Raw genomic sequence first — 12,597 nt, forward strand, 5'->3', positions numbered from 1 at the left:
TGTTGTTGCACGGCTAATCCTCAAGTAAGTACACCACACTGGCGCGTGGCGCCAATGTAATGGTGATTTGATTGTTTTGCACAGTGTACTTACTGTGGCTTTCTAAAAGGTCGGTGGCTTGATAAATCGTTTTATCAGACCAACGATGGGGTAATTTTAACGTGACAGTATGCTCACGCATTGCATCAAAGTTGCTGGCAATCACCAGCTTTTGCCCAGCATATTGTCGGGCAAACGTTATCACTCGCTGTTTAGCGTCATCAATATCGCCAACAAGTTCAACAGGCAGTAAATCGCCTGCTACGATTGCTGGAAGTGTGCTCAAAGACATCAGTTTAACGTAATACGCACGCAATAACTTTTGCTGCTCACTAAGCTGTCCACCGTCAAACTTGCCATCGTTCATCCATGCCTGATGGGCAGGAACACCAATATAGTCAAAAATACTGGTACGGCTTGGCTTACCAAAACCGGCATTTTCGGAGCCGTCTTCACCCACTGTTTGACCAAAGTACAACATGCTTGGAGATGAGCTGATCAGATGTGACACCACCATGGCCGGCTTACCCATGCGCGCATCGCCAGCAAACTCAGTGCTTGCAATGCGTTGCTCGTCGTGGTTTTCTAAAAAGTGCAGCATATTCGGGGCAATATCTTGTACGCTACTGTGTGCCTCTAACACAGCTTGTGCAGAGCCTGTTTGCTGCATTAACGCCTTCAAACTGTCGTAAAAGCCCACTTTGTCATACAAATAATCCATTTTGCCAAAGTGGACATAATCGCGATAAAGACTCGGGTTATATACTTCAGCCAAAATAAACGCTTCTGGGTTTTTCATCTTGATAGAAGAATTTAAAAAGCTCCAGAACTCAACTGGCACCATCTCTGCCATATCGTAACGGAAGCCATCAACGCCTTTGTCTAGCCAGTAATTGGTAATGTCTCGGAACTTGTACCAGCTGTCTGGTAAGTCATGCTGCTGCCAAAATTCATAATGGGCACGCACATCCTTTTGTTTATACTCATTTGGCAATCTAGGAAAATCAAAACTGCCATCAGGCTTAACACCATAATTTACTTTGACCGTTTCGTACCAATCGTTGATGTCTGGCTGTGCTGCACGAGAGCCATTTCCTGTCCACTTAGCGGGTGATTCTTTAAATTCGCCATCCACTTGTGGGTGAGCTTGTCCACCTAGAGGTTGGTAATCATCACTTCTCGGCACTTTAAAATCTTTGCCTACGACGTAGTAGAAGTTGTTATCTCTTAAGTATGTTTTGGATGCATCATCATGAGCACCAAAATCAGATACACCCTGCGGCGCAGCCATAGAGCGGTAGTTACGCGCCACATGGTTAGGTACAATATCAATCACCACTTTCATACCCGCATCATGGGTGCGCTTTATCAAGGCTTCAAATTCACTTATACGCTGACTCGGGTCGATTGCTAAATCGGGGTTTACACTGTAATAATCTTTAATCGCATAGGGGGAACCTGCACGCCCTTTTACCACATCAGGGTCATCGGCTTCGATACCAAACTTGCTGTAGTCAGTCACTAAAGCATGATGCAACACACCTGTGTACCACATATGCGTTACACCCAACGCCTTGAGTTCACTCAAAGCTTTCGGTGTAAAGTCAGCAAATTTGCCAACACCATTTTGCTCAAGTGTACCCCAAGGTACATTGGCAGTTTGAGTGTTACCAAACAAGCGTGTAAAAACTTGGTATATGATGGGTTTGCTCACCGGCTGATTTGCCGCGGGTAAAGCATTTTGCACTTCCGCTTTTGTTTGCGGCTCAGAACAGCCAGATAACAAGGAAGTTAGCGCTGCACTTACCAAAGCGCTACGCGCAAACCTCGCTACCTTTTTTGATTTGTTATGATTCATTAAACTTGTTGTCACTTATTGTTGTCATAATCGCAGCTTAGCCAGTCTACCTTGGCTTACAGCATAGGTTGAACAGCTTGCATACGTATTCAAACCCTGTATTCATCTACAGGTCATCGATGAGCAGTAAAAGCGCACCGTTACTTGGCACTTCAATAGGTTGTGCAATATCCAGCTTGTCTTGTGTTATAAGATCCATTGCAGAAGCTGCAGACTGTAAAACATCTTTGTAACGCGCCATATCCACTTTAATGTCTTCGTTTTGCTTGTTAAGCAAGACCAAGATGGCTTGACCGTTATAAGTGCGAACATAACTGTAAATGCCAGAATAAGGGCTAAAGTGTGTCATCGTACCGCGAGCAATCGCCGGATAAGTTTGTCGTAAATGAGTCAGTTTACGCACATAATCTTGCATCGACTTTTGCTTATCCGTCAGCCCCTTCCCTGTAACGGCATCTTGTTCATGGGACTTAAAACCACCCGGAAAATCAATTCGAATATCGCCGTGGTCGTTCGAACCCGTATTATCCAATAGCACTTCTGTTCCATAGTAAATCTGAGGAATGCCTCGGGTGGTCAATAATAAAGTCATCGCCAACTTTGTTTTTTCTAGACTCTGGCCCAACTCTGTATACACGCGGCTCATATCGTGGTTATCTAAAAAGGTGAGTAAGTTACTTGGGTCAGGATATAAGAAGTCATTCGCCAGAGATTGATACACTCTGATCCAGCCCGTATTCCAACTTTCTTGTTCATTTAGTGCCTTGATCAAAGACTCTTGCAACGAAAAATCCATTACACTAGGCAAACTAGATGAATAGCCATCATGATTAACCTTACCGCGCTGCCAATACGACGCAATCGCCGGATTAGTGCTCCACTCTTCACCCACAATATTAAAGTTCGGATATTCATTCATAATTCTTTGCGTCCACTGCGCTAAGAATGCTTTATCCGAATAAGAGTAGGTATCAACACGAATACCACTGAGGTTCGCGTATTCTATCCACCAAATGGCGTTTTGTATTAGGTATGTCGCAAGCAAAGGTTGACGTTGATTAAGATCCGGCATTGTCGGCACAAACCAGCCATCATTAAATTGTTTTTTATCAAATTCGCTGGCGTGTGGGTCTTGTATTGTTTGCCTTGCATGGCTAGTACCGCTATATTTTCCATCAAAATTCAACCAATCTTTAGTCGGCTTATCTGACACCCACCAGTGATTGCTGCCACTATGGTTAAGTACCATATCCATGATCACCCCAATACCTTTTTGGGCTGCCAAACGGGTTAACTCTAAATATTCTTCATTGCTACCCATACGCGGATCGATGCGATAGAAATCGGTCATTGCATAGCCATGATAGGAATAATCCGCCATGTTATTCTCGCGCACGGGGGTTAACCATAATTGGGTGAATCCCATATTTTTAATATAATCCAAACGATCGATTATCCCTCGAATGTCACCACCATGACGGCCGCCACGATGTGCGGAATTTGCTTTTTCTAGCATGCCATCCACACTGTCATTTTCTATATTGCCGTTGGCAAACCGATCTGGGTTAATCAAATAGATCACATCCTGACTTGAGAACCCTTGACGATTTGCACTGTTAGTTTTGCGCGCCAGTAATGGATATGTAAGCAAAGACTTGTGTGTTTTGTCGGAGAGCTCAAAAACAAGTTCTCCTGCTTTGGTATTGGGCGCAATATTTAAGTTAATAAAAGCATAATTTGGGCTATCACCATACTCTACCCCAACCAGTTGAACGCCTTTATATGGACGTAAATGAATGTGCGCTTGGGCAACTCGCTCCTTGCGTACCATGATTTGCAACGTAGGGTGCTCCATACCCACCCACCAGTTTTTTGGCTCTACTTGATATGCATGTGCAACTGAACAAAAATTGATGCTTACAGCAATGAAAAATATTAAAAAAATCTGCACCTTCAGTCTCTTTTAGTTATTGTTTGATAAAAATTGCTCATGAGCGGGCATTGCCGCTACGGTTTGTTGAATTAATGTATTAAGGCTACTAAACAGCTCATTTCTTTGCTGATCACTCATCATACGAACTAGCGGATGAAGCTGTTTTGGCTTGAGCCCTTGTCCTATAAACACTTGTTGCCAAGCTACTTCAGCAAAGAGCTCATCATCTTCACGTAGCAGCTTGCCTGTTTGTTCAAAAAGGCGGATTTTTTTCACTAGGCTGTCAGGGATCTCCATCGTTTGACACTGTCGCCAAAAATCACTGTCATCACGTTCATTGAGCTTGTAGTGCAAGATTATGAAGTCACGAATACGCTCAAACTCTACTTTTGATTGCTGGTTATAAAGGGCCACTTGGCTTGGTTCAATCGTCTGATGAGGGAATAGCTTAACCAATCGCACTATCGCCGTTTGAATTAAGTGAATACTGGTGGACTCAAGCGGCTCTAAAAAACCACCTGATAAACCAATAGCCACCACATTTTTGTGCCATGGTGTGAGTCTGCGCCCAGTTCTAAAGCGGATCTGTTTTGGTTCTGCAAGCGCTTTACCCGGTAAGTTATTCATTAATAATTGCTTTGCTTGCTCATCAGACATATGCTTGCTCGCGTAAACAATGCCATTACCAATGCGATGCTGCAAAGGGATCTGCCACTGCCAACCACTCGCGTGGGCAATTGAACGTGTATAGGGTGCTCGCTTGTCATTATTATGTTCACACGGTACAGCCCATGCACTATCACAGGGCAGCCAATGAGACCAATCTTCAAACCCTGTATTAAGCGCTTGATCAATCAGCAAACCGCGCATTCCAGAACAGTCTAAAAACAAGTCTCCCGTTATGAGCTCATTATTGTCTAATTCTAGCTGCTTAACAAAACCAGTTTCATCGTCTTTGATTACTTGCTTAACCGTACCTTGAAGATGATTAACCCCCATCGCTTTAGCATGACTTGCTAAAAACTGAGCATATAACCCCGCATCAAAATGATAAGCATATGTAATACCAGGGAGATTAGTGCCAGGAATTACGCTTAATTTAGAAAACTTGTGATGTTTGGCTGCTTGATAATTTAAGGAGTAATCCCAAAAGTCAGCGCCAAGACCCTGTTGGTTGGCGTAAAGCCAATGATTATGAAATTCGCAAAACGGGAAGTCTTTGCCTATCGTACCAAAAGCATGCATATAACTGCTATCTTGCTTACCCCAGCCTTCAAACTGAATTCCCAGTTTTATGGTGGCGTTGGTTTGCTTGATAAACTCGCTTTCAGCAATGCCCATTGCATTATTGAAAGACTGTAACGGTGGAATTGTTGCCTCTCCTACACCCACGGTGCCAATCTCAGCCGACTCCAACAAAGTAATATTTATGAGCTTTCCCATTACCTTGGCCAGAAATACCGCACTAAGCCAACCTGCAGTTCCACCGCCGACAATGACGATATTTTTTACTTGTTGTTCAGACATACTAAAGACCCCCTGTAATTAACCCTTATACAAAAAAGCCCTTGTACAAGTAACAAGGGCTTTGGGTTTATTCGCGTGTCAGCGATTAAAATTTATAGCTTAAACCTAGCATATAAGTGCGACCATAATCTTGATAGTCACGCACTTCTAACGCATTATCACCGGATAGCGCCGTGAATGGCTCCTCTGTGATGTTCTGCACTTGGAAAGTCACGGCTAAGCCATCCAATGATTTAAAACCACCTTCGCCGAAGTCATAACCCAATTGCGCGTCCCAGATGGTTTCACCCATGATATCCACTTGGACACTTGTAAGCCCTACACCCTTTACTTCGCCTTTAAAGTCACTACGCTTACGCATACTGGTACGCGCCTGGAATCCATAGTTTTCATAGTAAACGGTAACGCTTTGAATTCTTTCTGATAAACCCGGTAACTTGTACTCTTTACCGTATTGATCATTCACATCCTGTTTAACACCTGTATGGCTGGCGATAATACCAAAGCCTTCTAAGCTATCATGGAACAAATTAAATGGTAATGTAACTGCCACTTCGTAACCCCAAAGGTCACCACCGCCGCCATTTTCTTTAAACTTACGTGTCGCAGTAGGATTTGCTGGAATCTTTCCGGTCGCAGAGTTCACCACGCCACTTAGATCTTGCTCAACTGAGCTATCAAAGATCCATTCATTTAAGTCTTTGTAGAAAATCGCAGTAGAGAAATAACCTTCGGCACTAAAATAGTTCTCATAGGTTAGGTCTATGCCTGTCGCTTCCTTTGGTGCTAAATGCGGGTTACCACCTTTTATTTCCCAATTGTTTCCATTGTCATCAGGTTGCTCATTGTAACTTCTTGCCAATGATGAATTCATCTCATCCATACGAGGGCGAGACAATGTTTTGGCAATACCAAAACGAACAGTTTGTCGTTCATCCAAAGCCAGTGATAAGTTTAAGCTTGGCAAAACATGTGAGTAGTCAGTATCAACAGCACTCGATGTGAACACAAGTTGACCATTCGCACCATTATCTGCAATTGCACCTTCAGTGCTGATTTGTGTTTTCACATAACGTACGCCCACATTACCCGTTAGGGGTAAACCCGCAACTTCCGCATTAATATTTGCTTGCACAAATGCAGCGGTAACTTGCTCTTCCACTTTCCATGACTTAGTTGCATGGTCTGGTTTTGTGAGGCTTTCAGCAAGCATATTGAATTTGCCATCGGCAAGCAAAGCGCGAGAGTTATATGCAATCATATTTCCCATACCGATGAAGTCTAGATTAACACTACCTAGACGATACTGCTCAGGCACAGCCATTAAGTCAGGGCTATTCGGGTACGAGAAATCACTTGATGTTAAGAAGAAACCTTCTGAAACCTTGTTCTTTTCGCGCTTGCGATAAGAAATACCGCCTTCAACACTTGAAATAAACTCGTTTTCTAATGCTTGTTTAGCCGCGAATTTCAGGGTATTTAACTCATCTTCAACCGTCGGTGTATTTAAAAAGCCATCTTGTGCTTGGTTTTCGAACGGGTGCGGTACATATTCACCGTCTGCATTTGTAGAGCCGACAATACCATATTTCTCATTTAATGCAGCACTGGCACCCCAAGAGAGTGGCCCACCCAGTTTAATTAAGTCGTAGTCACTATAATCCAGTTCATGGCTAAACTGTGCACCAGTATTCGCACCGTTAAACGCATAGCCAATGTTATCTGCTATGCCTCTTGAATCACCGCGACCGGTTCCAGAGTAGCTTTCAAGACTCCATTCTTTTTTGTCCACATTTGAATGGCTAACATCAAACTCTAATGTTAATGAGTCATTTACGCTATATTTGCTGTTAAAACCAAAAGCGCTTAGCTGTGCTTCTCGCTCTTCATAGTCGTTACGTACAACCACTCGCTGCCCCTGCGTGATAGCACTCGTAACAAAACCTGTGCTCTCATCTACAACCGCGGTTTCTTTTGCGATCTCGCCTTGGCCCCAAGCAAACGGGATCTCAATACCACGCAAAATTTTCTTGTCTTTAAAGTCTACGTATAACGCATCAAAAACCATAGACAAATTGTCTGAAGGCGCTGCCTCCAACACAAACATTGCCGAATCTCGCTCCAATGTTGAAGAACGAACATAAGGTTTTGCACCACCCAAAATTGAATGTGTTTTGCCATTCTTATCTTTAAATTCAGGGTAGCCCCACGCATTCCATCGTTTTTCTTGGTTTGGAGAGGTCATCGTTGTAAGTGCTAAAGCAACGCCGATAGTGTCATCTTTAAACTTATCAACATAAGAGAAGGTGCCACGTAAACCGGCATCATCACCATCTGGGTTTAATTTATCAAAGCTGGTTTTTTCGTACATAGTATTAATCTGTACGATTCGCTCGTCAGTGCTTAACGGCTTGATAGTTTGCATATCAATGACACCAGCAATCCCTTCAGCTTCAAGATTTGCGCTAGGTGTTTTATATACGGTTACGCCGCTCATAATTTCTGATGGGTAAAGGTCAAACTCTACGCCTCGGTTATCAGAAATTGAAACTTGTTCACGACCATTGAAGGTCGTTGCACTTTCATCTTCGCTAAAACCACGAACACTTACCTTACTCGCACGACCATCAAGTCGTTGAGCTGCAAGCCCTGGCAGACGTGCAATTGACTCTGCAATTGAAGAGTCTGGTAATTTACCTATGTCTTCGGCAGAAATTGACTCTACAACCTCTGAAGAAAAACGTTTAGTGTTGATTGACTCAACAACGCTGGCACGAAAGCCTTTAACTTCTATTACTTCTACTTTTTTTGCTGTTTCTGCTGCCGTTTCTTCAGCCGCATAAGCGGTGTTTGATACAACGCCTGCACCAATCAGTGCGAGAGTTAACATACTTGGTTTGAACATAGACATAGTGTTTTATCCCAATTACCCAATTTTATGGCTGGCTCATTTTATCTTTTCGTTTGATGACAAACGGTCGTTTTAGCCAGTTACTTTTGTTGTCAGGATGCATATTAGCGCTCTGCTAATTTTACAAACAACTTTATGCATACGTATTCAAACTGTAGAACATTTAGATAGCTTTACATTTTTTTCACACAAAAACAGGCTAAGAAATTGTTTTTATTTATTTTTTTATTTTTAAAATAAAGATTTTGTTATCACAAATATATTGCGCTTTTTTTCATCAAAGTTAACGAATTCATAGCCATTTTTCGCACTTAATAAACTTAGAACTCGCTTACAAAGAAATAAAAGTGAGCAAACAGTAAATTGGTATTACCAATTAAAGGTGGTGGTAATAGCTATATCTAAAGAAAGGAAAATGTACGAAACCCACTTACCATAAAATTGGTAAACTTTTATGACAGGAAAAGAATATGGTTTTAGCGAACAAAATAGTCTATCAAATTCGATATTTACCGTGCATACGTATGCAACCTTTTTACAGCATTTAGGGGATAACGTATGCTTTTTGCCATTATTGCCCCGCTTAGCTGCTATAACCTATATTTGCTAAGTATCTGGGGCGACATTGAGCAAAATTTGGAGACAGTACATGGCTCAGCAACACTGGTGGAAAGGCGCGGTGATCTATCAGATCTACCCTCGTAGCTTTCAAGATACAAATGGGGATGGGATTGGTGATATCCCGGGCATTATCAATCGATTAGACTACATTAAGTCGCTGGGTGTTGATGCGATTTGGATCTCGCCTTTCTTCAAATCACCAATGAAAGATTTTGGCTATGACATCAGTGATTACCGAGATATTGATCCTATGTTCGGTAACTTAAATGACTTTGATAACTTAATTGAGCAAGCGCATCAACGTGATATCAAAATCATTATTGACCAAGTACTGAGCCACACCTCGAACGAACATCAATGGTTTATTGAAAGTAGAGAAAACAAAACAAACGACAAAGCTGACTGGTATGTATGGGCTGATGCCAAACCTGATGGTAGTGCACCAAACAATTGGCTCTCAATATTTGGTGGCACGGCATGGCAATGGGAGCCAAGGCGCTGTCAATATTACTTGCACAACTTTTTAACTGAACAGCCAGATCTTAACTTCCACAATCCCGACGTAAGACGCGCCGTGTTAGACAACGTCGAGTTTTGGTTGAAAAAAGGCGTGGATGGCTTTCGTTTAGACGCAATAAACTTTTGTTATCATGATGCACAACTTCGTGACAACCCAGCAAAACCTAAAGAACTGCGTCAAGGTCGTGGTTTTAGTGAAGATAATCCGTATGCGTTCCAATACCACTACTACAACAATACGCAGCCTGAAAACCTTGCATTCATGCAAGAGATCAGAGCCCTGCTAGACCGCTACCCCGGCACTGTCAGCTTAGGTGAAATTTCGTCTGAAGACTCGCTACAAACAATGGCCGAATACACGTCCGATGGTAATAAACTACATATGGGCTACAGCTTCGAGCTGCTAACCAAAGACTACAGCGCAAAATACATTCGTGAAACTGTAAGCACGCTAGAGTCAGTCATGACTGAAGGATGGCCTTGCTGGGCATTCAGTAACCATGATGTAGAACGCGTAGCCAGCCGTTGGAATCCAAACAATGAGCCTGATCCAAAGCAGGTCAGTATGCTCACTGCTTTATTGGGCTCACTACGCGGCAGTAGTTGTATGTACCAAGGTGAGGAGCTTGGTCTTGGAGAAGCGAGCGTTGCTTTTGAAGATTTACAAGACCCATATGGCATTACATTTTGGCCTAACTTTAAAGGTCGTGACGGCTGCAGAACGCCAATGCCTTGGCAGGCTAAACAGTCGCATGCAGGCTTTAGTGCAGGTACACCTTGGTTACCAGTGGAAAACAGTCACTCTGCGTTAGCTGTTGATTTACAGGAGCAAACGCAAGATTCGGTACTAAAACGCTTTCAGCACTTTATGGCATGGCGTAAAACACACCCCATTTTGCGCTATGGCGATATTGAATTTATTGATACAGCGGAGCCAATTTTGGCTTTTTACCGACGCTATGAGCAGCAAACCTTGTTATGTGTATTCAACTTGAATGATCAAATACAAACGGTTGACTTACCACAAGAGTTAAATGGCCAAGCGCATACAGAGCTTGAACATCACACCGGTAACGTTAATGGCGTTACGCTCACACTTCCTGGATACGGCTGTTATTTCATGAGCTTGTAAAGCAGCGTATTAGCATACAGGGAGCGATTTAAGCTCCCTTTTTTGTGTCATGCTAATAAGCCCCTCAATAGCAAGCGCTTTCGCGTATAGCCAACCTTGGTGGACATCTACCCCTTGCTTTAGCAAGTAATCGGCCTGATATGATGTTTCAACTCCTTCAGCAATCAACTTTTTATTAAGCTTGGTCGCCATTTCAATGACTGCATTAAGTACAGGGGATTGCAGATTGTCTAAGCCTATAGACGCCACAAAGCTCTGATCTATCTTAAGCAGATCGATTGGAAAGCTTTGTAGATACTGTAAACCGCTATATCCCGTACCAAAGTCATCTACTGCCACTTCAATTCCCCACTGTACAAGCTGCTCAAGCGTTTGCTTAACTTGTGCTTGGGCTAATACATCACGCTCAGTTAACTCAATGGTGAGTTTATTTATATGCTTGTGCGCGCTGTGCAGAGCGTTGAGGTATTCAATACAGCTTAAAAGCTGGCCATTGACGTTAAATGACACCTTAAGATCTGGGTTTTGCGCCAGTAACGGCTTAAGCTCTCTGACCGCTGTTTTTACTTGATTAATGGATATTTCAACAATCGCACCACTTCGCTCAGCTTCTGGAACAAAATAAGCGGGGCTTAGCTCACCTTCCGTGGGGTGCTGCCAGCGGATCAAGACTTCCACTCCCACCATTTCCTGCGTTTTGGCATCAATCAAAGGCTGATAAACGTTAAAGAGCTGCTGTTTTGCGATTGCATGCTTAAGCTGAAATTTCAGGCTTAATTGGCGCTGTTCATAGTAAAATATAAAGTAGCTAAGTAAAGTCCAAACAATGAGGTAAAGCACACCCAATACGCTCAAAGATGAGCCGGCAACATCAAATATACTGGTGCTCGTACTGGCAGCCACAATAGAAAGCTTAGGTAATGCCTGTAAAGGCATAGCAAATAAGTACTTGTGCTCACTATCGTCAAACTTCCCCTTGGTTCCTTTTGCGACGTTGATAGGGTATACGCTTTGTTTCAGCGGTAAACTATAGTCTCCCTGCAACACAATGGGCACACCGGTTTCACTGTCTACTAAGGCAATAAAATCTAGGTGAGTATACTGCTGTAATTCAAGTGTATGGCGTAACCATTCACTGGGTAGCAACACATTGACTTCATAGCTATCTTGTCGGGTTCTCGCCAAAACAAATGACGACATTTCCATGTATTCACTGATCACAAAGCCATAATAACGAAGCCCTTGGGTTTTAATCGGTGCGGTCGTCTGAATTGGCGTTGCTAACGCACCATAGTTGTTACACAAAAGTAGACCTTTGTGATTAACGATCCCAATTTCACTCATCGCAGGGTTTTTGAAAACCTGCTGACGAAGCCTAAAAACAGTTTCTTGCGGGCAGGATACATCAAGCTGCTCAGCTTGACTGAGAAAAGCGTCAATTTCGCTGATCTGGGCATTTAGTTCAAAATGCACCTTTTCGGCAATTGATTGAATATGCTGCTGCTCGATATTTCTGTGTTGTGCAAATAGAAATACCAGTAGGATCCCGAATATAAAACTACAAGCCAACCAAGCGTAAGCAATACATCTCAATTGCTTAGCTAAGAAACGCGCCCTTGGCATGATCTTTGTACCTCAGTCAGCAACACTATTAAAGGCACGATTGTAGAGAAGGTTTGTGACTTTTTTATTACAGAAAAGGCCCTGAGTATATACCCAAGGCCTTGTAGAATAGCTTTCAACTTAATGAGAAATTCTAACTTTCTTTGCTAGTACCAACTTCGACGCGAGTCTTTAGTTTTTGGCCTGGGCGGAAAGTTACTACGCGACGCGCAGAGATAGGAATGTCTTCACCTGTTTTAGGATTACGACCCGGTCTCTCTTTTTTGTCACGGAGATCAAAGTTGCCAAAACCTGAGAGCTTTACTTGCTCTCCTTTTTCAAGCGCTGAGCGGATTTCTTCAAAAAACGCTTCAACTAAGTCTTTGGCATCCTTTTTATTTATCCCCAATTTTTCAAATAGGTGTTCAGCTATGTCGGCTTTAGTAAGCGCCATA

At 42.8% G+C, this 12,597-nt stretch carries 7 protein-coding genes; 1 reads left to right on the forward strand and 6 read right to left on the reverse strand.

Annotation, left to right across the window (positions count from 1 at the left end; all coding sequences use genetic code 11):
* Positions 1–13: 13 nt before the first annotated feature.
* From AC5FX4_RS13680 to AC5FX4_RS13695, 4 genes are all read right to left on the reverse strand, one after another.
* Positions 14–1,897 (reverse strand): alpha-amylase family glycosyl hydrolase, encoded by a 1,884-nt coding sequence (locus AC5FX4_RS13680; protein WP_493606921.1) that lies wholly within the window; start codon positions 1,895–1,897, stop codon positions 14–16.
* A gap of 106 nt (positions 1,898–2,003) precedes the next feature.
* Positions 2,004–3,848 (reverse strand): glycoside hydrolase family 13 protein, encoded by a 1,845-nt coding sequence (locus AC5FX4_RS13685; protein ID WP_493606922.1) that lies wholly within the window; start codon positions 3,846–3,848, stop codon positions 2,004–2,006.
* 12 nt (positions 3,849–3,860) lie between these two features.
* Positions 3,861–5,357 (reverse strand): tryptophan halogenase family protein, encoded by a 1,497-nt coding sequence (locus AC5FX4_RS13690; RefSeq protein ID WP_493606923.1) that lies wholly within the window; start codon positions 5,355–5,357, stop codon positions 3,861–3,863.
* An 85-nt stretch (positions 5,358–5,442) separates the two neighbouring features.
* Entirely contained in the window at positions 5,443–8,268 is a 2,826-nt protein-coding gene (locus tag AC5FX4_RS13695; RefSeq protein ID WP_493606924.1) for a TonB-dependent receptor, read from the reverse strand.
* A 649-nt stretch (positions 8,269–8,917) separates the two neighbouring features.
* Here AC5FX4_RS13695 and AC5FX4_RS13700 point away from each other — a divergent pair.
* Positions 8,918–10,540, forward strand: a complete 1,623-nt coding sequence (locus AC5FX4_RS13700; RefSeq protein WP_493606925.1) for an alpha-glucosidase family protein — start codon at positions 8,918–8,920, stop codon at positions 10,538–10,540.
* A gap of 9 nt (positions 10,541–10,549) precedes the next feature.
* Here AC5FX4_RS13700 and AC5FX4_RS13705 read toward each other — a convergent pair whose 3' ends face one another.
* Together AC5FX4_RS13705 and ihfA are read right to left on the reverse strand one after the other, a co-directional pair.
* A complete protein-coding gene (locus AC5FX4_RS13705) occupies positions 10,550–12,163 on the reverse strand; it encodes an EAL domain-containing protein (protein ID WP_493606926.1) in 1,614 nt (537 codons plus the stop codon).
* 133 nt (positions 12,164–12,296) lie between these two features.
* Positions 12,297–12,596: an integration host factor subunit alpha gene (ihfA, locus tag AC5FX4_RS13710; RefSeq protein ID WP_010362644.1), complete on the reverse strand. Its 300-nt coding sequence runs from the start codon at positions 12,594–12,596 to the stop codon at positions 12,297–12,299.
* Position 12,597: the final 1 nt, after the last annotated feature.

The organism is Pseudoalteromonas sp. ATL1, assembly GCF_058933015.1.

What these genes read in the sequence shown, in the direction of transcription:
- AC5FX4_RS13680 (WP_493606921.1), bottom strand. Translation starts at nt 1,897, where the DNA reads ATGAATCATAACAAATCAAAAAAGGTAGCGAGGTTTGCGCGTAGCGCT.
- AC5FX4_RS13690 (WP_493606923.1), bottom strand. Translation starts at nt 5,357, where the DNA reads ATGTCTGAACAACAAGTAAAAAATATCGTCATTGTCGGCGGTGGAACT.
- AC5FX4_RS13705 (WP_493606926.1), bottom strand. Translation starts at nt 12,163, where the DNA reads ATGCCAAGGGCGCGTTTCTTAGCTAAGCAATTGAGATGTATTGCTTAC.
- AC5FX4_RS13695 (WP_493606924.1), bottom strand. Translation starts at nt 8,268, where the DNA reads ATGTCTATGTTCAAACCAAGTATGTTAACTCTCGCACTGATTGGTGCA.
- ihfA (WP_010362644.1), bottom strand. Translation starts at nt 12,596, where the DNA reads ATGGCGCTTACTAAAGCCGACATAGCTGAACACCTATTTGAAAAATTG.
- AC5FX4_RS13700 (WP_493606925.1), top strand. Translation starts at nt 8,918, where the DNA reads ATGGCTCAGCAACACTGGTGGAAAGGCGCGGTGATCTATCAGATCTAC.